Source organism: Acinetobacter sp. UBA991, assembly GCF_002292065.1.
Lineage (GTDB): Bacteria > Pseudomonadota > Gammaproteobacteria > Pseudomonadales > Moraxellaceae > Acinetobacter > Acinetobacter higginsii.
Genome location: NZ_DBBF01000035.1, coordinates 69,180 through 92,644 on the forward strand (window position 1 = coordinate 69,180; position 23,465 = coordinate 92,644).

At 39.6% G+C, this 23,465-nt stretch carries 26 protein-coding genes; 18 read left to right on the forward strand and 8 right to left on the reverse strand.

Annotation, left to right across the window (positions count from 1 at the left end; all coding sequences use genetic code 11):
• The first annotated feature begins 2 nt into the window (after positions 1 to 2).
• The 11 genes from B2727_RS14905 (at position 3) to B2727_RS14955 (ending at position 10,400) form a co-directional block, all read left to right on the forward strand.
• Positions 3 to 1,142 carry a phosphoribosyltransferase domain-containing protein gene (locus B2727_RS14905; RefSeq protein WP_033133008.1) on the forward strand — a complete coding sequence of 380 codons (1,140 nt, stop codon included), beginning with the start codon at positions 3 to 5 and terminating at the stop codon, positions 1,140 to 1,142.
• Positions 1,135 to 1,956, forward strand: a complete 822-nt coding sequence (locus B2727_RS14910) for an HAD hydrolase family protein (protein ID WP_005203240.1) — start codon at positions 1,135 to 1,137, stop codon at positions 1,954 to 1,956. The genes B2727_RS14905 and B2727_RS14910 overlap by 8 nt, the downstream gene beginning before the upstream one ends.
• Positions 1,940 to 3,091 carry a cysteine protease StiP gene (gene stiP, locus B2727_RS14915; protein WP_033133009.1) on the forward strand — a complete coding sequence of 384 codons (1,152 nt, stop codon included), beginning with the start codon at positions 1,940 to 1,942 and terminating at the stop codon, positions 3,089 to 3,091. The genes B2727_RS14910 and stiP overlap by 17 nt, the downstream gene beginning before the upstream one ends.
• A gap of 4 nt (positions 3,092 to 3,095) precedes the next feature.
• Positions 3,096 to 3,977 (forward strand): HpcH/HpaI aldolase/citrate lyase family protein, encoded by an 882-nt coding sequence (locus B2727_RS14920; protein WP_033133010.1) that lies wholly within the window; start codon positions 3,096 to 3,098, stop codon positions 3,975 to 3,977.
• Positions 3,978 to 4,002: 25 nt separating this feature from the next.
• On the forward strand, positions 4,003 to 5,202 hold the full coding sequence (locus B2727_RS14925; RefSeq protein ID WP_033133011.1) for a TerD family protein: 1,200 nt from the start codon (positions 4,003 to 4,005) through the stop codon (positions 5,200 to 5,202).
• 102 nt (positions 5,203 to 5,304) lie between these two features.
• Entirely contained in the window at positions 5,305 to 5,883 is a 579-nt protein-coding gene (locus B2727_RS14930; protein ID WP_033133012.1) for a TerD family protein, read from the forward strand.
• A gap of 59 nt (positions 5,884 to 5,942) precedes the next feature.
• Positions 5,943 to 7,013, forward strand: a complete 1,071-nt coding sequence (locus tag B2727_RS14935; RefSeq protein ID WP_005203250.1) for a DUF475 domain-containing protein — start codon at positions 5,943 to 5,945, stop codon at positions 7,011 to 7,013.
• Between the two features lie 87 nt (positions 7,014 to 7,100).
• Entirely contained in the window at positions 7,101 to 7,676 is a 576-nt protein-coding gene (locus tag B2727_RS14940; protein WP_004653185.1) for a TerD family protein, read from the forward strand.
• Positions 7,677 to 7,755: 79 nt separating this feature from the next.
• A complete protein-coding gene (locus tag B2727_RS14945; protein ID WP_033133013.1) occupies positions 7,756 to 9,054 on the forward strand; it encodes a VWA domain-containing protein in 1,299 nt (432 codons plus the stop codon).
• 12 nt (positions 9,055 to 9,066) lie between these two features.
• Positions 9,067 to 9,786 carry a TIGR00266 family protein gene (locus B2727_RS14950; RefSeq protein WP_033133014.1) on the forward strand — a complete coding sequence of 240 codons (720 nt, stop codon included), beginning with the start codon at positions 9,067 to 9,069 and terminating at the stop codon, positions 9,784 to 9,786.
• Positions 9,787 to 9,818: 32 nt separating this feature from the next.
• Positions 9,819 to 10,400 carry a TerD family protein gene (locus tag B2727_RS14955; RefSeq protein ID WP_004807602.1) on the forward strand — a complete coding sequence of 194 codons (582 nt, stop codon included), beginning with the start codon at positions 9,819 to 9,821 and terminating at the stop codon, positions 10,398 to 10,400.
• 76 nt (positions 10,401 to 10,476) lie between these two features.
• Here the strand turns inward: B2727_RS14955 and B2727_RS14960 are convergent, their stop codons facing one another.
• Both B2727_RS14960 and B2727_RS14965 read right to left on the reverse strand, forming a co-directional pair.
• Positions 10,477 to 10,911 carry an acyl-CoA thioesterase gene (locus tag B2727_RS14960; protein WP_004807599.1) on the reverse strand — a complete coding sequence of 145 codons (435 nt, stop codon included), beginning with the start codon at positions 10,909 to 10,911 and terminating at the stop codon, positions 10,477 to 10,479.
• Positions 10,908 to 12,068 carry an iron-containing alcohol dehydrogenase gene (locus B2727_RS14965; protein WP_033133015.1) on the reverse strand — a complete coding sequence of 387 codons (1,161 nt, stop codon included), beginning with the start codon at positions 12,066 to 12,068 and terminating at the stop codon, positions 10,908 to 10,910. Before B2727_RS14965 ends, B2727_RS14960 begins: the two co-directional genes overlap by 4 nt.
• A gap of 224 nt (positions 12,069 to 12,292) precedes the next feature.
• Here B2727_RS14965 and B2727_RS14970 point away from each other — a divergent pair, with 224 nt between their 5' ends.
• Positions 12,293 to 13,384: a DUF6670 family protein gene (locus tag B2727_RS14970; protein WP_033133107.1), complete on the forward strand. Its 1,092-nt coding sequence runs from the start codon at positions 12,293 to 12,295 to the stop codon at positions 13,382 to 13,384.
• A 130-nt stretch (positions 13,385 to 13,514) separates the two neighbouring features.
• On the opposite strand, the gene B2727_RS14975 is transcribed toward B2727_RS14970, so the two are convergent.
• Complete coding sequence (locus tag B2727_RS14975) at positions 13,515 to 13,850, reverse strand: hypothetical protein (protein WP_005203261.1); 336 nt, start codon at positions 13,848 to 13,850, stop codon at positions 13,515 to 13,517.
• Between the two features lie 545 nt (positions 13,851 to 14,395).
• On the opposite strand from B2727_RS14975, the gene B2727_RS14980 reads away from it, so the two are divergent.
• Both B2727_RS14980 and B2727_RS14985 read left to right on the forward strand, forming a co-directional pair.
• Positions 14,396 to 14,845, forward strand: coding sequence for a BLUF domain-containing protein (locus B2727_RS14980; RefSeq protein ID WP_005189145.1), 450 nt, complete (start codon positions 14,396 to 14,398; stop codon positions 14,843 to 14,845).
• A 39-nt stretch (positions 14,846 to 14,884) separates the two neighbouring features.
• Positions 14,885 to 15,352: a BLUF domain-containing protein gene (locus tag B2727_RS14985; RefSeq protein ID WP_005189133.1), complete on the forward strand. Its 468-nt coding sequence runs from the start codon at positions 14,885 to 14,887 to the stop codon at positions 15,350 to 15,352.
• A 490-nt stretch (positions 15,353 to 15,842) separates the two neighbouring features.
• Here the strand turns inward: B2727_RS14985 and B2727_RS19995 are convergent, their stop codons facing one another.
• The 3 genes from B2727_RS19995 to B2727_RS15000 all read right to left on the reverse strand — a co-directional run bounded on the left by B2727_RS19995 (position 15,843) and on the right by B2727_RS15000 (position 16,864).
• Entirely contained in the window at positions 15,843 to 15,944 is a 102-nt protein-coding gene (locus B2727_RS19995; protein ID WP_241345107.1) for a hypothetical protein, read from the reverse strand.
• Between the two features lie 11 nt (positions 15,945 to 15,955).
• Positions 15,956 to 16,078 carry a hypothetical protein gene (locus B2727_RS14995; RefSeq protein ID WP_264673601.1) on the reverse strand — a complete coding sequence of 41 codons (123 nt, stop codon included), beginning with the start codon at positions 16,076 to 16,078 and terminating at the stop codon, positions 15,956 to 15,958.
• A 153-nt stretch (positions 16,079 to 16,231) separates the two neighbouring features.
• Positions 16,232 to 16,864, reverse strand: coding sequence for a glutathione S-transferase family protein (locus tag B2727_RS15000; RefSeq protein WP_033133108.1), 633 nt, complete (start codon positions 16,862 to 16,864; stop codon positions 16,232 to 16,234).
• A 598-nt stretch (positions 16,865 to 17,462) separates the two neighbouring features.
• Here B2727_RS15000 and B2727_RS15005 point away from each other — a divergent pair.
• Genes B2727_RS15005 through B2727_RS15020 form a run of 4 tightly spaced genes read left to right on the forward strand, consistent with a single transcriptional unit; the run spans position 17,463 to position 21,193 of the window.
• Positions 17,463 to 17,972: a low molecular weight protein-tyrosine-phosphatase gene (locus B2727_RS15005; protein WP_033133017.1), complete on the forward strand. Its 510-nt coding sequence runs from the start codon at positions 17,463 to 17,465 to the stop codon at positions 17,970 to 17,972.
• 13 nt (positions 17,973 to 17,985) lie between these two features.
• Positions 17,986 to 19,020 (forward strand): UDP-N-acetylmuramate dehydrogenase, encoded by a 1,035-nt coding sequence (gene murB, locus B2727_RS15010; protein ID WP_005203267.1) that lies wholly within the window; start codon positions 17,986 to 17,988, stop codon positions 19,018 to 19,020.
• 8 nt (positions 19,021 to 19,028) lie between these two features.
• Positions 19,029 to 20,165, forward strand: a complete 1,137-nt coding sequence (locus tag B2727_RS15015; protein ID WP_033133018.1) for a YdcF family protein — start codon at positions 19,029 to 19,031, stop codon at positions 20,163 to 20,165.
• Positions 20,165 to 21,193 carry an alpha/beta hydrolase gene (locus tag B2727_RS15020; RefSeq protein ID WP_033133019.1) on the forward strand — a complete coding sequence of 343 codons (1,029 nt, stop codon included), beginning with the start codon at positions 20,165 to 20,167 and terminating at the stop codon, positions 21,191 to 21,193. Before B2727_RS15015 ends, B2727_RS15020 begins: the two co-directional genes overlap by 1 nt.
• A gap of 30 nt (positions 21,194 to 21,223) precedes the next feature.
• On the opposite strand, the gene B2727_RS15025 is transcribed toward B2727_RS15020, so the two are convergent.
• Together B2727_RS15025 and B2727_RS15030 are read right to left on the reverse strand one after the other, a co-directional pair.
• Entirely contained in the window at positions 21,224 to 22,894 is a 1,671-nt protein-coding gene (locus tag B2727_RS15025; protein ID WP_033133020.1) for an FMN-binding glutamate synthase family protein, read from the reverse strand.
• Positions 22,895 to 23,001: 107 nt separating this feature from the next.
• Positions 23,002 to 23,235: a hypothetical protein gene (locus tag B2727_RS15030; protein WP_004653215.1), complete on the reverse strand. Its 234-nt coding sequence runs from the start codon at positions 23,233 to 23,235 to the stop codon at positions 23,002 to 23,004.
• Positions 23,236 to 23,465: the final 230 nt, after the last annotated feature.

Here is a 23,465-nt window from a genome sequence, read left to right on the forward strand (position 1 = left end):
ATATGATTGAGATTGAATTACAACGTGGCAAATTGGATTTAAAGCCCGATGAAAATAGCCATTGGAAATGGCAGGATTTACTCGGTTTTGCTGAACGAATAAATCCGAAGAGAGCTTTTTTATTTGTCTCAAAAGTCTTGGGGAGACATATTCCAGTCAGTCCTCAGGTGATGCGCCATGCGTTTACTGATTTAGCCCAACTGATTCCGAGTGATTTACCTGAGCCAATCTTGGTGATTGGGATGGCAGAAACCGCGGTAGGTTTAGGCGCAGGTGTACATCAAGTCCTGCAAGAACGCTATCCAGATGCACTGTATGTCACCACGACTCGTCATCCTGTTGAAGGCGCACCGTTATTGGCTCGCTTTTTAGAAGAACATAGCCATGCCCAAGATCAATTGCTGTATGGATCTCCTGATGCTGATATCCAAAAGAAAATTTTAGCCAGCAAAAGTATCGTATTGGTTGATGATGAAGCTTCTACAGGGAAAACCTTTATCAATTTAGTGTCTGCACTACAAGCGGCTGGCTTTGATCAAATTTCCCATATTGTGACGGCTACTTTGGCAGATTGGTCATCAGGTATTCATATTGCTGGATTAGATTGTCAGTCCGTGGCGTTGATGACGGGTAAATGGCAGTGGCAGGATGCCGAAAATCCACCACAGATCAACATGCCCAAAGTCGATACCGTGGCATTTGGTGAGTACGCGACCTTGTCTGAACCGACTTGGGGACGTTTACCGATTCAGGATACTTCTGCCTATATTCGTTTGCAGGTCGAACCTCAGCAACGGATTTTAGTATTAGGAAGCGGTGAATATGTCTGGTCTTCATTCTTATTGGCTGAAGATTTGCAGCGTCAGGGCGCAGAGGTGAAATTTAGTGCGATCACCCGCTCACCGATTGCAGTAGGGCATGCAATTCAATCTGCTTTAGCTTTTTCAGATAACTATGGCTTAGGTATTCAGAACTTTGTCTACAATATCAATCCATTAGAGTATGACCGAATCTTTATTACAGTGGAAACCTGTGCTGAGTCAGTCGCCGATAGCCTATTAGACGCGATTCCAAATGCTGAAGTTATCAGCGCAGTAGAATTCCCACATCAAACCTTTAATCTGTGTAGTGCGAATGACTAATTTCTTATTTGACGCGCCAAATATTGCAACGCCGCTCATGTTGGTTGATCTGGATGATACTTTATTCCAGACCCATCGCCGTATTGTTCCCCAAGCTGACTTTAAAATGGTCACCACGGACAAACAGGGACAAGCATTGGCGTATATGAACCCGATTCAGCAGCACTTTGTGCAGTGGTTGTTGCATAGTACACATTTGATTCCCGTCACAGCACGAAGTGCAGAGGCATTGTCTCGGGTACATTTACCTTTTCAGTATGGAGCAGTTTGTTCTCATGGCGGTACGGTACTGAATGCAGATTTCAGTGTAAATCTGGATTGGCATGCACAGATGCAACATGCATTGGCCCCTTATCAAGCACGGCAACAGGCTTTAATTGAGGTGGTACAGCAACAGGCAACCCATTTTGGTTCTATCCGTACTTGGGTGGTCGAAGAGCAAGGTTTAGGTTTATACGTGGTGGCCAAGCAAAATACCGAAAATGATAATCCTTATGCACCGAATTTCTTACCAGAACTATTAAATAGCTTAAGTCCAGATGTATTAGATGGGTTCTATTTTCATTTAAATGGCAATAATTTGGCTTTGATTCCCGAACCTGTAAGCAAAGCCAATGCAGCCCGTTTTTTATTGCAACAGTTTGCGTCTCAACAACGTCCGATTCTCGGTTTTGGCGATAGTTTATCCGATGTGGAGTTTTTGAATCTATGTCATTGGTGGGGCATGCCGAATCACAGTCAATTGAATCGTTGGGTAAAACATAATTTGACGCAGCAATATAAACAAGAAGGATATTATGGCGATTATCAATAAAGATAAAGCAAATGAATTAATTTTAAAACAAGGGTTTAGCGGTAGTTATCAATCAGAACAAGTGACTTTTTTACTTAAACGGACGCATATTGAACCAACCGATACCATCGAAAAAGAACGCCTGATTCAATCGGGCGAAAAGCATTATTCGCAAATGATCAGTTTGGAGAGTGCACCGACCGAACGCCATTTACAGTTGTTTGAACAGGCCATGCAGCAAGGGCAACAGCGTTTGGCTCGAGAAGTTCAGCAGTTGGCACAAGCTTTGGTTGCACAATTCAAGGAACCAATTGTATTGGTGAGTTTTGTACGTGCGGGCGTACCCTTAGGTGTACTGCTTTATCATGCGGTACAGGATTTAGGTCGTGATTGTGTACATTATGGCATCAGTATTATTCGAGACCGTGGTATCGATTTTGCTGCCTTGGAAACCATTATTGCCAAACATGGACACCAATCGATTGTATTTGTGGATGGTTGGACGGGTAAAGGCGCGATTCGTCAAGAATTGCAGCGTAGTTTAGGCAATGATGCGCGTTTTGCTGGGCGGCCTTTACCGTTGGTGGTCTTGTCGGATATTGCCGGTTGTGCATGGTTGGCGGCCAGTGGTGAAGATTGGTTGATTCCGTCAGGTATTTTGGGGTCGACTATTTCGGGCCTTATTTCCCGCAGTATTTGTGAAGGTGAAACCTTGAGTGCCGAGGAAATCAATGCCGAGAATATCGATCAATGGCATCGCTGTATCGAATATAGCCATTTAAAAGAATTTGATACTTCGCAGCAATTTATTCAGCGCATCAACCAGATTCGCACCCAGCTTAATCCACAGCCCAATGCAGTTTGGGCAGAAATACAACAACAGGAACAACAAAATCAAAGCCAGCAAGTGGTACAGAAACTGGCTCAAGAATACGACATTCAAAATATAAATCGGATAAAACCGAGTATTGCTGAAGCAACCCGAGCGATTTTAAGACGAGTGCCTGATCTGGTCTTACTTCGCGACGCCGATGATGCCGATACCCGTTTATTGCGTTATTTAACGCAAGTCACTGAGACACCGGTACAAGTGGTTGGTGATCAAATTGCGCCGTATAGAGCGATTACATTGATTCAAAAATTGGGGAAAGGATAATTTTATGTTATCTGCATTATCTTTAGGGGCAACATTATACATGCCTGCCACGCGTCCAGATTTATGGGCTGTGGTGAAGGGTGAAAAATATCCAGAGTTGCGCTCTTTGGTGATCTGTCTGGAAGATGCGATCACTGAACAGGAAATTGAGTTTGCTAAACAAAATCTCAAACACTTGTTGCAGCAAATTCAACAGCAACAGCGCCTTGAACAACATCCAAAAGTATTTATTCGCCCTCGTCACCTTGCAATGGCCGCTGAGTTAGCAGAATGGCAAGAAATCACCGCTTTAGATGGCATGGTATTGCCGAAATTTGGTTTAGCCAGCTTTAAGCAATGGCTTAGCGTTCTTCCACCAGATCTTCATTATATGCCTACGCTTGAAACAGCTGATAGTTTTGACATGGGGCAAATGAAAGAGCTGAGACAAGCCTTGCCAGAATTTCATAAAGTATTGGTACTTCGGGTTGGGGGCAATGACTTACTCAATTGTTTGGCCTTACGTCGGCCGAGTGATATGACCTTATACCAAACGCCCATCGGCACACTCATTGCAAATCTAGCAGGTCAGTTTTTACCTTATGGTTTTGCACTGAGTGCACCTGTCTGTGAGCATTTTAGTCAGGTGAAATTATTGCAGGATGAATTATATCTGGATTTACAGCATGGCTTGTCGGGTAAAACTGTGATTCATCCTGCACAGATCTCGATTGTACATCAGGCTTATCAGGTCAATGAAATCGAGTTGAAACAAGCGCAGGGTATTTTACAGGATGGCAGCAAGGCTGTATTTGCCTGTCATGGCAGTATGCTTGAACCTGCAACCCATCGTCGTTGGGCGGAACGGATTTTAGAACGGGCAAAAGTGTTTGGGCTAAAAGTATAAAAATCAAAAAATATAGGAATAATCGATGCAACAACTGATTACAGGAGCCAATTTGGCATTGAGCCAGTCACAGTGCCAAGTGAAAATTAAAACCACATTAGCGGCGCATATCGGTTTAGATGTCACCGCCTATGTCTTGAATGCTCAGGCGAAGGTTCGTGGTGATGCGGACATGATCTTTTATGGGCAAAAGCAGACACCGAACCGTAGTGTGGAATTGGTCGAGGCAACCACAAAAGCCCCGTATATTGCGCAATTTAATCTGAACACTCAATTATTCGATGCGGATATCAGCAAGCTTGCGATGTGTGCAACGATTGATGGGCAAGGTGCAATCAATGCGATTCAAGATATTCAGATTGAATTATGGGAAAACGGACAGCTCACGGCAACAGCAACGGTAAAAAGTGCTGAAAAGACTGAAAAAGCACTGATTTTGGCCGAAGTTTATCGTCATAAAGAGCAGTGGAAATTCCGCTTTGTCAATCAGGGGTTCAATGGTGGTTTAAAACCGCTAGCTGAACATTTTGGCGTAGAAATTAGTGATCAAGCTGCAACGCCTGAGCCAGTGCCTCAACCTGTACCTACGCCAGTACCACAGCCTAGAATTAATTTAAGCAAAATTACCTTAGATAAACGCAATAGCCAGATTAATTTACAGAAACAGGCTCACGGTTTTGGTGAGATTAAAATTAATCTGAATTGGAACCAACGGACTCAACAAGCTCAGTCAGCTGGTTTCTTTAAAAAGCTGCTCAACCAAAATCAAGGTATTGATCTGGATTTGGGTTGCCTATTCGAGATGCAAGATGGTAGCAAATCGGTGATTCAGGCTTTAGGTAATCGATTTGGTGATTTTAACGGCTTCCCCTTTATCCAACTTTCTGCGGATGACCGTACTGGTGCATTAACAGAGGGTGAGTGGCTCAGAATTAATGGACAGCACTGGTCGCAGATTCGCCGTGTAGTGTTGTTTGCCTTTATTTATGAAGGTGTCCCGAACTGGGCTGAAACAGATGCTGTGGTCACCATTTATGTTCCAGATCAACCACCGATTGAAATCCGTTTAACTGAAGGGCAGCCTTTGGGGATGTGTGGAATTGTTGAATTGGTGAATCAAGGCGGTAGTATTCAAGTACAACGTCACGTGCGCTATGTACCTGGACATCAGGAGTTGGACCAAGCCTTTGGTTTTGGTCTGCGCTGGGTTGCAGGCAGTAAATAAAGTTGATATTTAATCATGTATTAGATAACAACAATTTCGTATCTATGTAGACATTATTAAGACCATTGAATTTTAAGTGTTCAAACGAGGAGAAAAAACAAAATGGCAATTAGTTTAAATAAAGGTGGAAATTTATCCCTAAGTAAAACAGATCCAAATTTAGTTCGTATTTTAATTGGATTGGGCTGGGATGAGCGTGCGACTGATGGCGCAGCATTTGACTTGGATGCGAGTGCATTCTTATTAACTGCAACAGGTAAAGTACGTGGTGATCACGACTTTATTTTCTACAACCAACTTAAATCTCAAGATGGTTCAGTCGAACATACGGGTGACAACCGTTCAGGTCAAGGCGATGGTGATGATGAAACCTTATTGGTTGATCTGTCAAAAGTCTCACCTGAAATTGAAAAAATTGCGATTACCGTGACCATTCATGATGCACAAACACGTGGTCAGAATTTTGGTCAGATTGCCAATGCCTTTATTCGTGTTGTGAACCAAGACACCAATGTAGAAGTGGTTCGTTTTGATTTGGCAGAAGATTATTCGACTGAAACTGCCATGGTGTTTGGCGAGGTTTATCGCCACAATGGCGAATGGAAATTTAAAGCCGTTGGTCAAGGCTATGCTGGTGGGCTTGCTGCAATGTGCCAACAATATGGTATTCAGGTCGGCTAAGGTTCTCATTTCAACACATAAATGATGAATAGCTTAAAGCTGTTTAGAAAAGGAAAAAAATGAAACATTTTCGTTTCTCAATTATTTTTACAGTAATCTGTCTAGGGTTATCAGCATGGTGGGGCTTTACGCATGGCCCAAATGCTGGTTTCTCGATGATGCTTAAAGTTTTATTGATTACGACAGTACTAGCGGTCATGGAAGTATCCCTGTCTTTTGATAATGCTGTTGTCAATGCATCAGTACTCAGAAACTGGGACGAGTTCTGGAAAAAACTATTTCTTACCGTTGGTATTTTAGTTGCTGTATTTGGTATGCGTTTAATCTTCCCACTCTTAATTGTTGGTGTAACCGCTGACATGGGAATGATTGAGGTTGCGAAACTGGCACTGAATGATCCAAAAACTTATTCAGAAAAGTTACTTGCACATCATGCTGAAATTGCAGCCTTTGGTGGGATGTTCCTACTGTTGGTGTTCTTAAACTTCTTGTTTGATGATGGTAAAGATACGCACTGGTTCCATTGGCTGGAAACCCATTTATCGAATCTAGCAAATATTCCTGCGATGTCAGTATTCGTGTCACTGATTGCTTTACTGACTATGGCTGCTTTTGTACCTGAGCAACAAAAACTGATTGTGATTGTCGCGGGGATCTGGGGCATCGTGGTTTATATCGGTGTACAGGTATTGGGTCATTTGCTTGAAGGCAGCAGCGAAGATGATGAAGCCGATGAAAAACCAGTTACTGGTACTTCAAGTAATATCGTCAAAGCAGGCATTGGTGGTTTCCTTTACCTCGAGGTATTAGATGCTTCGTTTAGTTTTGATGGTGTGATTGGTGCATTTGCGATCACAAGTGATGTGGTTGTGATTATGCTCGGTCTGGCCATTGGTGCAATGTTTGTCCGTTCGATGACGATTTATTTAGTTGAGAAAGGCACACTAGAAGCATTTATCTATCTGGAGCATGGCGCACATTATGCGATTGGTGCTTTAGCTGCAATTATGCTTTATACCGGAACAGGTGGTCATGTGCCTGAAGTTGTAACAGGCTTGATTGGTATTGCATTCATTATTTGGGCTGTATTATCTTCAATTGCTTACAGTAAACAACAAACACAAGCTTGATAAAAATGTATGGATACATCATTTATATGATGTCCATGATTCAAATGAAATAAACAATGAGTTGAAATTTAATAAGGAGAAACTCGAATGGCAATTAGTTTAACCAAAGGCGGCAACGTTAGCTTAACCAAAGAAGCGCCTGGCATTACAAAAACAACTGTTGGTTTAGGTTGGAATCCTCGCGTAACTGATGGTGCTGCATTTGACCTAGATGCAATTGCATTTTTAGTCAATGAAGGTGGTAAGGTTCGTGCTGATAATGACTTTATTTTCTTTAATAACTTAAAGTCATCTGATGGTTCTGTGGTTCACAATGGTGATAACCGTACAGGCGAAGGCGATGGTGATGACGAAACCCTAAGTATCGATTTAAGCAAAGTTCCAGCTGACGTTGCAAAAGTGATCTTTGCGGTTACGATTTATGATGGTCAAACCCGTAACCAAAACTTTGGTCAAGTTGCGAATGCCTACATTCGTGTAATTAACGATGCGGGGGGGACTGAAATTGCACGTTATGACTTGTCTGAAGACAGCAGCACTGAAACTGCAATGATCTTTGGTGAACTTTATAAACACGGTAGCGAGTGGAAATTCCGCGCAATCGGTCAAGGTTTTGCTGGTGGCTTAGGGCCATTAGCCGCTTCTTATGGTGTTTCTGTTTAAGATGCCTGTGGAAGATAGTGTTTAGGCACTATCTTCTTTTTCGATATTTATAAATGATAAAAATAGGTTATTCCTGAATATGTTGAATTTAGTTCGCGGACAAAAAATAAAATTAAATGATGTTTTACAGGGGCAATCCTCTTTTTATATCCAGATTCAATATCAAGCCGCTTTTGATTTAGATATCGCCAGTTTTGGGCTTGATCCGCAGTATCGTTTGAGTGATGAGCGATACATGACCTTTTATAATCAGCCTGAAACGCCATGCCAAGCGGTTCGTCTGATTGAAAATCACAATAAATGCAGCCGTTTTTTAGTTGATTCTGCAAAACTACCTGCAAATATTCAACATCTGGTTTTGACCGCTGCAATTGATGGACAGAATGTCATGTCGCAATTACAGCAAGCGACGATTCAAATTCTTAACTTGCAGTTACAGCCGATTGCTGAACTGAAGTTAGATGGCAGCATCTTTGATCAAGAACGTGCCACCATGCTGATTGAGATTTATCGAAAAGACGGTATTTGGCGTTTAGCCGCTATTGGACAAGGCTTTAATGCAGGTCTTGCTGCCTTAATTCAACATTTTGGTGGAGAGGTTGCCGAAGAGCCAACAGCACAACAGTCGACACCAGTAACACCACAATCGAATATCGATTTAAAGAAAAAATTATCTTTGCAAAAGGCCGGAAAAACGGGCAATGCATCCATTATCGATCTGACCAAAAAATCACTGGTCCAACTGGAAAAGAAAAACTTACTGGGTGTAACCGCACGCGTGGCACTGGTCTTGGATGCATCTGGCTCAATGGATGGGCAATATCGCCGCGGTGATGTGCAAAAGGTGGTGAATCGCTTAATGCCACTGGCCATTCATTTTGATGATGATGGCAGTTTTGAGTGTTGGGCTTTTGCTGCTAAAACGACACAACTAGATGATGTGACGCTCGACAATGTCAATGATTTCATTAATACCACCCAACGTGGCTGGAAAAACTGGCAAGTGGGGGCACGTTATAATGAGGAAATTCCAGCAATTGAAGCTGTGATTAATTATTTCCAAAAATTCAAAGATCAAATCCCGACTTATGTTTTATTTATTTCGGATGGTGGCGTGGGCAGCCGTCGACAAATGCAGAAAATATTATCCCAAGCAGCCAAACTGCCTATTTTCTGGCAATTTGTCGGGATTGGCGGGCGAGATTATGGTGCACTAGAAAAGCTGGATGAAATGTCAGGTCGAATTGTCGATAACTGTAATTTCTTTAGTTTAGACCGCATTGATAGTGTTTCAGATGAACGTTTATATGAATTGTTATTACAAGAATTCCCTGATTGGTTAATCGCTGCAAAGCAACATCAGATTGTTAGAAATTAAAAGGAATAAATAATGGCACAGTTTAGCTTAGTTGGTTCACCAGAACCGTTCCTGCATGTATCCATGCGCCGTGGCGACAAAATCTATTGCGAAAGTAATGCCATGGTGATGATGGAAGCGCCTTTGGAGTTAAAAGGGCGTTTGCAAGGTGGTTTAATGCAATCCCTATTACGTCGTTTTGCCAATGATGAATCGTTGTTTCAGCAGCATATTGAAGCTGTACGCGGTGATGGTGACTGTCTGTTATCCGCAGCGTTGGATGGGGATATGCAGATTTTAGATGTCGGTGCGACGCAGTATTTGCTGAGTGACGGGGCTTTCGTGGCGGCACATGACTCAGTTGAAGTCAAAGCTCGTTTAAACAGCAGTCTGGGTGGTGCATTTTTTGGTAATACAGGTGGTTTTTTGGTCATGGAAACCAGCGGGCAAGGCCAAGTGGTGGTGTCTGGTTGTGGCACCTTGTTTGAGCTTGAGGTTGAACCAAACAAAGAAGTGATTATTGATAATGGACATGTGGTCTGTTGGGATTCACGCTTAAATTATAATTTATCCGTTTCTACTTCACAGAGTAGTGGTTTTCTTGGCAATTTGGTCAATAGTGTGACCAGTGGCGAAGGGATGGTATTACGTTTTTCCGGCCAAGGTAAGGTGGTGATTTGTTCTCGAAACCGTAACAATTTCCTGCAATGGTTAAGCTCGAAGTTAAATTTAAACCGTAATCAATCCAATTAAAACAATCATTTTTATCTAGAGGAGAAAAACACATGGGAATTAATTTAGAAAAGGGCCAAAAAATTAGTTTGCAAAAAGCAGATGGCAGCAGCTTACAACAAATCTTTTTAGGTGTGGGCTGGGACGTTGCGAAAAGCAAAGGCTTTTTCGGCTTTGGTGGGGGCGGTGGGAATATTGACCTTGATGCCTCTGTCATTTTATTTGATGATAACAAACAAGTATTGGATGTGGTTTACTTTGGTCAATTGCAAAGTAAGGATGGCAGTATCCACCATTCTGGCGATAACTTAACCGGCGAGGGCGATGGTGATGATGAAGTCATTCGTGTTAATTTGAACCAGATTCCAGCACAAGTAAAATCGTTGGTATTTACTGTGAGCAGTTTCCGTGGACAGACATTTGAGAAAGTTGAAAATGCATTCTGTCGTTTGGTGGATCAATCCAGCAATCAGGAAATTGCAAGCTATAAGCTGTCTTCACAAGGCGCACATACTGGTTTGATTATTGCAAAAATTTATCGCCACAATGATGCATGGAAAATGCATGCGATTGGTGAAAATGTGCATGGTCGTACCTTCCAAGATATTGTGCCTTATGCTTTACCACATATCTAATGATTTAGATTGATCATGGCCTGCCGTAACATCGTTCAATACAATGTTGCGGCATGTTTATTTCTACGATCTGAAATTACAATAAATAGTGGTTTAGAACGTCCCGCATCGCTTCTGGAATGGTGGTGCTTTTTCGGCTTACCCGATCCACAAAGACATGGACAAAATGTCCTTGAGCAGCAGCCTCGTGCTGACCTTGTTTAAAGATCGCCAACTCGTATCTAAGTGATGAGTTTCCTACTTTGCCAATCGCTACACCTACTTCAATGATTTCTGGAAACGACAGTTCCTGTTGAAAGCTACAAGCCGAATCAACCACTAGACCAATAATTTCACTGTGATGAATATCGAAACCTGTTTTCTGAATCAGTAATGAATTGGCTGCAGTATCAAAATAACTATAATAAGTCACGTTGTTGACGTGGCCGTATATATCATTATCGGCCCAACGGGTCTGGATTGGAAAAAAGAACTTAAATTGTTCGCGTCGTTTTAAAGTCGGTTTGCTCATGCATAAATCGCCTGATAGATCTGTAATGCGTCTTGTTCGGTCATTTCTCTTGGATTGTTCTGCAACAGTCGAGTTTGCAGCATGGCATCTTTGGCAAGTTGTGGTAATTTCGCTTCAGCAATATCGAGTTCTTTTAACTTCAAGGTTAAGCCACTTTGGTCCAGATGATTCTGCATATGGTCTATAAACAGGTCGCAAAGGCCATCGGTACAACCCGTACTTCGAGGGTCTAGTAATTGCATCAATTCTGCATAGTGTTGTTTGGCTTTGGGTGCATTAAATTTTAAAACTTCAACCAGTACCAATGCATTGGTATGTCCATGCGAAAGGTGAAAATGCCCACCCAATGGGTATGCGAGGGCATGTACCGCACCAACGGGGGCATTAGCAAAGGCTTGACCAGCTAACATAGAGCCCACCAACATGTTTTGGCGTGCCTCTAAATCAGCCCCATTTTTCAAGACTTTGGCTAAATTATGATTAAGTAATTTCAATGCATTTTTAGCCAGCATATCGGCATAAAAATTCTTTTTAATATTTGAGGTATAAGCCTCAATGGCATGCACCATGGCATCGATGCCTGTCGCCGCAGTAAGATGCGCAGGTAAACCTTGAGTGAAAGTCGCATCTAAAATGGCAACATCGGCATATAAAATGGGTGAAACCACGCCCATTTTGGTGGTTGCACCTGTAGTCACAATTGAAATGGGAGTGACTTCTGAACCTGTGCCCGCTGTGGTCGGGATGAGAATCAGTGGTAAACGCGGGGCTTTGGCTTGGTTTACGCCGTAGATTTCACTGAGGTTTTGTTGTTGTTCAGGATGTGCCAGCAAGGCAATGATTTTGGCCACATCCATTGAACTACCGCCACCAAAACCGATGATCACATCTATCTTTTCTTGTTTCGCAAAATCAACAGCTTCCAGCACAATATGTTCTGGTGGATCTGCTTGGATATCGGAATAAATAATGTATTCAAGACTAATCTGATTCAGAATTTTTAAAATGGGTTGATGCAATTGATGTTGTATCATTCCTGCATCGGTTACAATCAATGCCTTATGATAATTTTGTTGTGTTAAAACACTTTTAAGTTCTTGTATTGAACCAAGCCCCGCAATGATGTTCGGAACAGTTTGAAATTGAAACGAGTTCATACATACATCCTTATTTTTCATAATAAATACAACATTTTTATATCATGTGACTATAAGTTTCACTGTCTAAATAAATTAACATAAGGCGTTCCTAAAAAGTGTAGCTCTGAGCAAGAAAAGAAGAAAAAGGTATTTGTTCTGTCCTCATTTAACATTAATAAAACTGGTTGTAAGTTCTAATATAGAACTAATTTTAATTTTAAGTAACCCATTTAAAAATGTTTATGTTAGCTTCAAGTCATTTAGGGCCAAAGGGCATTAAAGATATAGTTAATAGCAAATTAGCTAAGTTTTCAGGATATTTATTAGGTGCTGTAACCCCAAAGAAACAGAGTACACTTCCTAAAGCTTTTGAATTAAGCCCACATATTGACTATAAGCGATATGGAAGTACACATTACGGGATCATGGTACCAGACTTGCCTGAACCATATCGTTATCTCTCTTGGGCTTCAGTGATAGGTTATGTTGGCTTTCCGATAACAGACTCAGAATATCAAATGTCCATTAGAGGAAAAGGTGATACCGCTTCATTGGTCCATGGGACAGCTTTATCTTCTACTGAAGAAGCATTTAAAACATATTCGATAGTTGATGATATACAGTTTAGTGAAAAGCCATTTTCTGTCATTTTTAACAATGAAACTTCTCTCACAGAAATTGACAATGGGTTTCTTCTAACTACAAAAAGAAAAGATTTGCAAATTGAAATACATTTGGTACCTACCGGAGCAATCACATGGTTTGCATATGGTTCTTTATACAAGCATTTCAGTGTATTGATGAAATATGAAGGACGAATGATTCAAAATGATGAAAGTATGGAAGTAAATGGGCTTTGCACTCTTGAATCATGGAAAGCTATAGCAACATCAATGCTAAAAAATCAAACATTAGTAAATGCTATCCAAATTCCTGTAAAGATTTTCAGTTATCAAGTAATTAACTTAGATGATGAACAGCAATTGGTGCTGGCTTTTATTTGTTATGAAGATCAACCTATTTTAACATCAGTCTATTACCGTCATATCGATGGTACTTCAATTCAATTTAATGGTGATATAAGGTTTGAAGTTACTAAGAATAAGGTTGAACCTCAGATAACACCTGATGGTTATAGCATGTATGTACCAGAAACATTTGAATGGATTGCATATCACGATAATTTGAAGATTTTAGAAATCAGAGCAGAAGTAGATACCGCATATTGCTATGGTTTAGCGGCTGGTTATGTTTCTTCGTATAAGTGGCAAGGAATGTTCCAAGGGAAAGATCTTATTGGCAGAGGGTATTTAGAGTATATCGATAGACGTTAAAAAAATTAACTTAAGAATGAACTGAATAATTTTAAAAAAGTCCTCTGATGAGGGCTTTTTTAATTAAAGTGATTCGACCTTAAATTTTCAATGCGTCTATCAGCCTTGTATTCGAATACCGACTAAGAAATTAAAAAGCATCAGTTTTATAAAGTGGGATTACTACATTCTTTTTTAGTTTTGGCATAAGCGTTTCAATTAAAATTAGTGTAGATAGTGAAGTCAAAAGCATCAACAAAACTTCTAGAGAATGACTTAATAGGAATAGTATCGTGTAAAACACAGAAAAGCATAGAAGACTGACCAAAAAATTTTTAAAATACAGTGTGATAAATACAGAGTATAAGAGTGAGGAAAAGAATAAATTAAAGTTTTGGTTCATTCCCATCTTGTCAAACACGATTATAACTAGAGAAATAATTATTACAGAAAGAGCAAAAATAAAAAAATTCTTGATGATATTCATTGTTTTTCCTCTAATTCAAGTTGAAAAGAAAATCCCCACCTTTAAGGGCCTCATCTCAAAGGTGGGGATTTGTGTGTACACCATTTTTAAAGTAAGCCTATCTATTGGTTTTGTCGTCTAAAATAATCATGGCTAGAATTTTAAACTCAATAAAAATAATGGATTATCGAAATACTGGTGTATGAGAAAATTATAGTTATTCAAAAATCTAACGGTATAATCTTTGGCTTACATGATCATAAGAAATCTCGTACATTTGATTGTTATTTGATCAATAAATAGTTGGAATAAAAATTTAATATTTATTTATATCAAATTCTTAATTTTAATATCTCTGGAATTCTCAAAAATCCATTAATATTTTTTAACAGAAGTATGGCAGAAGGCATACGTAATGAAGTAAAAAATTAAAATAGTATTAAAAAACAAATGTATGTATTGTATTAGACGGTTTTATTGTAGTCGCTGATCCTATAGACTTTTCACTTTAGTCGGTAGATTTAGCTTTTACCTATTATGTAATTTTATAGCTGGAAGTGATAAAAATGGAGTTCGTGAGAGTTTTATACGCAAGCAAGGCCACCAATATCTATCCAGATCTTAAACAGGATTTGATAAAAATCTTGGATACAGCTGTAGATTTCAATTCTCGAAATGAAATTACAGGCGTTCTTTACTATGGGCATGGATACTTTGTTCAGTGTTTAGAAGGGCGTAAGAGTAAAATTGATGAGCTTTTCTATGAAAAAATTTTAAAAGATGATCGTCATAAAAACTGCGAAATTTTATTTTATGAAAAATGTGATTTTGGACTTTTTAAACATTGGAACATGAAGTTTGCACCAATTAATAAAAGATTAGGGGACTTCTTTTTAGAAAACCATAGAGATGATTTTAATCCTTTCTTACTTACTACAAATTCAATCCCATCATTCATTGAGCTTCTAGCTTCAGAGTATGCAACAGAGCCATATGTTTTTGAAGTAAATGACTAGTACCAAATTTTAACCATGCATCGTACATGAGAGAAGAAAATGAAGATTCAATTGTGCTATGCAAGTTCACGACAAGGTCTTGCTGACGATCTGATTGATGATCTAAGCAATATCCTGACTGTAGCAAGAGACTTTAATTCCAAGAATGCTGTATTTGGAGTTTTGTACTATGCAAATAATGCATTCTTCCAATGTTTAGAAGGGGAAGACTTTATTGTTTTACCTTTATTCGAAAGTATCAAAAAAGACGCTAGACATAACAGTATTATTGAATTTGAAGTTAAAAAAATTCAGAAATATAGTTTTAAAAACTGGTCTATGAAGTATGTTCAAAAAAGCTCGAAAGTAGATATTTTCTTTAATCGGTTAGGCTGTGAAGAATTTATCCCATCTGTTTTAAATGATCAAAATTTGAATGGATTGCTTGAAGCATTATTGAATGAAAATCAAACTCGCGTTCGTAAAAGAGTGGGTTTAAATCAAAGAGGTATTCACCCATATCTTTGAAAAAATTGATTGAAGCTTATGGGGGATAGGTTTTTAGGTAAATGTGTATTGTATCAGTGGTTCAGGAATATCTAATTTTACCCATAGAGTTAATTTCAATGACCTTGTAAAGCTTGTTCTTATAATGAATTACTTTATTGACATACGCATTGTCTAGCTCATCCCATATATCAAAGTTAAAAAACTCGGCTGTTTCAGCATAAATCCATAGCCAATTTGAAACTCTATTGTTGTGGGCTGAGTCGTACACGGAGTCTTGCACTTTTTGGAGCTTATGTAACTTTAAGTCTTCATCCTGAAGAACCACTGCATTAATCTTCAAAAAAATGCCTCTTAAAAAATATAGGTAGATGTAATTTTATACAATTCGAGGATAGAGTCACATTTCAGAATGTAAAATAATTTTTAAGAAAAATTAGGAGATGTAACGGTCTATACTGGCTTCTTATTTAAGTAAACGTTGTACAGTAGGCCTATAATTTGAGAGATCTTAATTTTTAGGAATCTCAGGCCTCGTTGGCTTTCCCACCTCCCTAATAAATCGTTCTTCCATTGCGCTATACTGTTTAAAGTTTTCACGGGCTTGGTTCAGTAATGGTGCATTTACTTAAGCGCGAAAGTCATGATCTTCTGCTTTACTGGATCAGCCTCCAAGAAATATACTGGACAGATGTCATAGCCGCCGTTATATGGTTCATCTTTAGTTAAATAGCCCAGCATAAACATGGCTAAAACATTCTATTTCTCTATTCGTCTTCGTAATCACACTGAAATTTGTGTAAAAGTTCTCATAAGAGGACTTGTTTCATCAGTTAATCTGTTCAAAGTGTGACTTTACGATTCATATTTGTTAAGTGATTCACCCATATATTTTTATCTTTAGATCAGCATGCCGTCTTGTTCAATTTTTTCTGCTGCCTTCCAACTTGGTAGTGAGCTTAAACGTTCTACATAACTTTTAATATATGGATAATTTTCACCTTGTTCCATATGATGAATTAAGCCGTGAAGCCCAAATCCCATCATAAAGTCTGCCCCTGTTAAACGATCATCCACTAAAAAATTTTTATCTTTTAAATAATCATTTAAAAAACCAAAAACTTTATCAAATTCAACTTGAGTATAGTTTTCTAGAAACACCAATTTCGTACCATGCCTAGCTTCTATCTGATTAAACGTTTTTAATAAAAATGGCACCATAGCAGAGCTTTCAGCGAAGTGAATCCATTGTAGATAATCTGCATAAATAGCGTCATTTATATCTGGTGCAAGATGTGGAGCAAGTCTTTGAATCAACAACTCTACTATAGCACCTGATTCCGCAATGACTTTACCTTGCCATTCAATTACAGGAGATTTTCCTAAAGGATGAATGGTTTTTAGTGACTCAGGTGCCAAATGAGTCGTTAAGTCACGGTAATAGCGTTGCAATTGATATGGTTGTTTGATTTCTTCGAGTAACCACAAAATTCGGAAAGAACGTGATTGGTCTAAGTGATGTAATGTAATCATGATAATGCCTGCTTTAAAAATCTTATGGGTCATTTCCCCAAATTTTACGGTTTCCAATATACGCTTAAGTTTACAGATAGTGCTGTTTAGCTACTTAAATAATAGTCGAACTGCTATAGCAAATATGAAAAAGCAAATGTTTTCAATGTTTAAAGTTGCAGAGCAGGATTAAGTGATTCCTTAATCAAAATGTATCTTAACTTTTTCAACAATCATTCTTAGTCTTTGATAGAGGTGGCGTGAGTCGAATGCCCGTCCGCAAAAACCGTATTCTTTGAGCGTTTTTTGCATTTTAGCTTTATATAATTGACCTTTAAACATTCAGTTTCTTTATGAGCTTGGTTGTTCAGTGTGGTTTCATGCAACGGTTGTGAGTGGTACACATTGTTAATTCCAAAAAAGTACATATTCATACAGAATATTCAAAAGAGACAAACACTATTTCCTTTCAAATCAAAGCAATTTTTGACAAAATAGCTGATGTCAGAAAGGTCAATTCAGGCATAATGACATTTAATCGTTTTGCGTTTATTTTGCTGGAATTTTGCATGCAATATTTTAATCTCCTTATAAAACAAAATATTGGAATGTTTTTCTAATGGCTACAAAATATAATGTGTTATGTGTCTGTTTAGGGAATATTTGTCGATCTCCAACTGCGGAAGCGATTCTCAGACATTATTGTGATGTGCATGGCCTAAATGTCACGGTCGACTCTGCTGGGACCAGTAATTACCATCCGAACAAAGCACCAGACCTACGTAGTCAAAAACATGCTGCAAAACGTGGTTATGATTTATCTACCTTACGTGCTAGACAGATTGTTTTAGCAGACTTTGTTGAATTCGACTTGATTTTAGCAATGGACCATGAAAACTTTGATGATATTCAAACACTCATGTCTCAGGCTGTGCAACAGTTCGGTACACATCAGATTCGCGCCAAGTTAGCATTGATGAGTGAACATGATCCTCAATTTAGTCAACAAGCGGTGCCTGATCCATACTATGGTGGTGCAGATGGATTTGATCGAGTACTTGATCAGTGTGAATCCAGCAGCCAAGCGTGGGTCGATATTTTTAAAAATCAAATGAAAGCAGGGCAATAGGATTTAATTTAATATGCAGCTACAAGCGCAGGTTCAGCTTAAAAACTTAAATACATTAAATTTGAATGCGATTGCTTCACATTATGTACAAATCAATCATCCAGATGACGTCCTTGCGGCATTAGAATTTGCGGAGCAGCAGCATTTAAACGTTTTGGTACTTTCGGGTGGCAGTAATGTTTTATTGCCACAGCAAGTACAAGCCTTGGTGATGCATTTAAATATTCAGGGAATTGAAGTTCTTTCTGAAGATGAAAATACTATTACGGTTAAGGTGGGTGCTGGGCAAGTCTGGCATGACTTTGTTTTATATAGCACGCAACAGCAATGGTTTGGATTGCAAAATCTTGCTTTGATACCGGGGTTAGTCGGTGCTTCACCTGTCCAGAATATTGGTGCCTATGGCGTTGAAGCGGGTGAGTTTATTGAATCGGTACAAGTTTATGATCGTGAACTAAAACAGTTTGATTCGATCTCTGCGCAAGATTGCCATTTTGCTTATCGCCATAGTATTTTCAAAGATCACCCCAATCGTTACATCATTGTCAGTGTGACTTTTAAACTATTGAAACAAGCTGAACTTAAACTGAATTATGGTGATCTGAAGCAAGCAGTAGGCGATGAACTGACCGCAGAAAACTTACAGAATCAGGTGATACACATTCGCCAAAGTAAATTGCCAGACCCGAAAGAATTTCCAAATGTTGGAAGCTTTTTTAAGAATCCAATTTTGGCACAAGTTGAATTTGATAAAATTACTCAACAATTTCCAAACATTCCGCATTATCCGCAGGCAAATAGCAGTGTTAAAGTGGCTGCAGGCTGGTTAATTGATCAAGCAGGTTGGAAGGGTAAGCAATTAGGCTCAGTTGGGATGTTTCATAAACAAGCTTTGGTTTTGGTGAATTATGCTGAGGCGACTCTAGCGGATGTACAAAGCACTTATCAGGCTGTACAAAGTGATGTAAAACAAAAGTTTAGTATTCTATTGGAACCTGAACCTGTGTTATACAGTGAACAAGGTTTGATTCAAGCGCATAGTGGGTGAAGAAATCTATGGCGAAAGTACATTGGATGGTCAGTTTAGTACGAGTAATTACCATATTATTCGTGCTACTGGGCTGGTTTGTGCTTTTTTTATATTCGCCTTTTTATTCACAGTTGGTGGTGAAAGGTCTGAACCGCTTTGTTCCTGTCGATGTCAATGAGGTTGCAGCGCAGAGTCAGCGCCCTGCAGCGTTGAGTGAGCACGAAACCTTAGAGCCTGGTTCGAACCTATGGATTGCTCGACAGGCTTATTTGAAACTCATGGAAAGAAGCTTTCAATCTGAGCAATCAGAAGATTTAAGATTAATACAAGCACGTTATAAGTTGTTGCAAGAGCTGATTGCTGAAGAGCAGGAAAAAGAAAGCCAAGATGAAAAAAAGCAACCCAGTATTCCATTGATGAGTGAACAACAAGCTGAGCAGGATCAAGCAAGCTCAGCTGTTGTGATTAATACACCCTTAGATTTTTTACAGTGGAATACACCTGATAATCAGGCATTGATGGGTAAATATATTGCCTTTTTAGAAACCTATCCAATTGCTTTACCTGTGAAGGAAGAAGATAAAGATCAGACCAATAAAGACCTGATTGAATTGAAAAATAATAAAGAGAACTTGGTTGAGCCACAAAGTGCTTCACAGCCGAATGCAATTGTCGTATTGGGCGGTGGCCTCACTCTTGGTGCCAATGGTAAAGATATTGTGGTGAATAATTACACACGCTTACGCTTGGAAAAAACCTTACAAGTCGAGAAGAAATATGCTTTACCAATCGTACTGAGTGGTGTCGAAGCACCTTATATGCAGGCATGGTTAAAAGAGCGTGGTGTGGATGCTAAATTGTTAGAAAACCGCAGTATGAATACTTGTGAAAACTCTCGATTCAGTTCTCTATTACTACAAAAGAAAGGTGGTGCGCCAACCGTCATTTTGATTACCGATGAGTACCACATGCCACGGACACGACGTTTATTTGCTTTAAATGGTATTGAGACTGTGCCTGTCATGGCCCCAATGCCAACGACCTTAACGCAATGGCGTCCAAGTGAACAAAACTATGATCATAGCCGCCGTGCCAACTATGAAATGCTGGCTACGATTCGTGATATGTTATTTGGCTCAAGTGATTGTCGAGAGATACCCTAATGTCCGATATTCCATTTTTAAATCCGACAATTTTAAAACAACTGGATTTACCTGTACCAAATCGTGAGACCACACCTCAGGTGCTTGAACCTTTGGATTTATCGCGTGTCACAGAGATCTCAAAGCCATTACAGGCGTATCGTAAGTTATATGGTTTACATTTATTGGATGGCGAACATTGGCAGGGCTATGTAGAAATGCCACTGTTCCGTGTGCATGTCCAAGTGTTTCAGCCTAAACAACAGAAATTACAGGGTACGGTGTGTTTGCTGCACGGTTATTTGGAACATAGCGGTATTTATCAACCGATTATCAAAGAAATTCTTGAGCAGGGCTTTAGTGTTGTTACTTACGATTTGCCTGGACATGGCTTAAGCAATGGTTCACCTGCCAGTATTCAGAATTTTGATCACTATCAGCAAGTTTTACACGCGGTTTACGATGCGGTTCGTGGTGCGAAGCAATTACCGAAGCCGTGGTTAGGGATTGGGCAAAGTACGGGTGGTGCAATTTGGATGCATCACTTACTTGAATATGCAGAACGCCGAGAAGATCCTATTGTCGATCGGGTATTATTGTTGTCGCCATTGATTCGGCCTGCGAAAACGGCATGGTGGCATAACTCGGTTGGTCTGGGCATTATCCGTAGGATCAAAAGTCAAGTACCACGACATTTCCGTCGTAATAATCATAATCCTGAATTTTTACGCTTTGTTCGTTTAAAGGATCCTTTGCAACCTCGAATGATGGGCATGGACTGGATTTTGGCGATGTCAAAATGGATGCTGGAAATGGAACAGCGACCAGCATGTCGTATTCCTGTGTGGCTCGCACAGGGTGCTTTAGATCAAACCGTAGATTGGCGTTATAACATTGAATATATTCGCCGTAAGTTTAGATTGCAGACTTTATTGATGCTGGAAGAAGGCTCACACCAATTAATTAATGAACGTGCTGATATTCGTGCTGCGCTGACAGGCTTAATTCCTGCTTTCTTACATGCAAAACCAAATCACCACTATTACTAGTGGTGATTTTTATTGGCTTAAACGTTTATATTAAAATTGATTGGCATCCGCCATTTTCCACATACGATAGTAGAAATTCTCGTCATCATTTAAATCGCTATGCAGCAATTCATTTTCTTTTAAGAAGAAGTGGATCTGTGCATAGTTTTTGATTTCGCGATCATTCATACGCTGTGCCAAATGATGCGCTTTAATGTCGGATGGGTGATGTAAACCCGCAGCTGCAATCATTTCAGATAAGGCGTGCAGCGTGTTTTTATGGAAGTTAAACACACGTTCAGCTTTACTTGGAACATCAATCGCTTTCTGACGATCTTTATCCTGTGTTGCAATACCAACAGGACATTGGTTGGTATGGCAGCTTTGTGCTTGGATACAACCTACCGCAAACATAAAGCCACGTGCGGAATTGACCCAATCCGCACCTAAGGCAAAGGTGCTGGCAATATCAAAGGCGCTGATCATTTTACCGCTGGCACCAATTTTGATTTGATCACGCAATCCTGTACCCACTAGTGTATTATGCACAAAGCGCAAACCTTCTCTGAGTGGCGTACCAATATAGTCACTAAACTCGATTGGTGCTGCGCCAGTTCCGCCTTCAGAACCATCAACCACCACAAAGTCAGGCACAATTTTGGTTTCGAGCATGGCTTTGACAATGCTCATAAATTGCCAAGGTTGACCAATACAGAGTTTAAAGCCAACTGGTTTACCACCTGAAAGCTCTCTGAGTTTTTGAATGAAATGCATCATTTCAATCGGGGTGTTAAAACTTGGGTGTTTAGAAGGGGAAACACAGTCATGGTCTCTGGAAATACCACGAATACGGGCAATTTCTTCAGTGATTTTATGCTTGGGTAAAATACCGCCGTGACCTGGTTTCGCACCTTGTGAGAGCTTGACCTCAATCATTTTAATATTCGGATTTTTGGCTTGCTGTGCAAACTTGTCTGGATCAAATAAGCCTTCAGCGGTACGGCAACCAAAATAGCCACTGGCAATTTGCCAGACAATATCGCCACCATGCTCTAAATGGTAGGGGCTGAGACTACCTTCACCGGTATCGTGGTAGAAGTTGCCTAAATGTGCACCTTTGTTCAATGCACGGATTGCGTTAGCACTCAGACTACCAAAGCTCATTGCTGAGATATTCATGATCGATGCGCTATACGGCTGGCTACATTGCGCATTACCAATCAGTACCCGGAAAGATTCTGGATTCGCAGGAGGACACGGGGCAATGGAATGTACAATGAAGCGATAGTTTGGATCATAGACATCAATGATTGAACCAAAGGGCTTATCCGCATTTTCATTTTTTGCACGTTGATAAACAAGGCTGCGTTGCATACGTGAAAAAGGCAGGGCATCTTGATCCGATTCAATGAAATATTGACGAATTTCAGGGCGAACATCTTCAAACAGAAAGCGGAAATGTCCCAAAATTGGATAGTTTCTCAAAATTGCATGTTTCTTTTGCAGTAAGTCGCGTAAACCAACAATGCTGAGCACCCCAGTGACTAACCAAAGACCGTTTAAAAGGGTATCAGATATAAAATAATAAATGGTATGTGGGGTATAGGTAAATTTAAACCAAGTAATGGTTAAAGCAGTAAAAATACAAAGAAACCAAACAGAATGTCTTGAAAAGAAAGTGTTAAGTAATTTATGTCTTATAGCTTGCGCTGGACTAGCCATCGGCAGGAGATTCCCATAATGAAGCAACTGACAAACGATGCCAAGAAGCTCACACAAGCTCAAGTAATGAATTGTTAGATATGAGAATTATTCTCTTTCCAGGGGCGTTATTCTAGCTCAAGCTGATAGTCATCTTTGGTGACTTTAATTTTAATCTTTTTATACTTTCTTTTATTGGGGTTTAAAGCGGAGTCAGTAACTTCGGTGGCAAAACTCGAATTTCCCATCAAGTCATAATAGGCCTTATAACCAATCAAAATCTTTTGCGGTCTACCACTATGCTCATGACTATAGCTTTCAATGAGTTGAGTTAACTGTTCTAAAATCGAAGTTTGTGTCATGTCTATCTCATTCGCCTGCGTAGCTCATAGGCTTAAGCTAATCGAACTTTGTTAAGGAAATAAGACAGGCCGTCTACTCACAATACTTTTATTCGTATCAGCTTGAGACCATAGTCTGATTTAGAGATATCGCCAATTATTCTTTAATAGCGACCTTTAATTGGCAGAGCCAAACAGTAATAAAATTACACATAACATAATTGAATTATGTATTGCATAAATTTAGACTT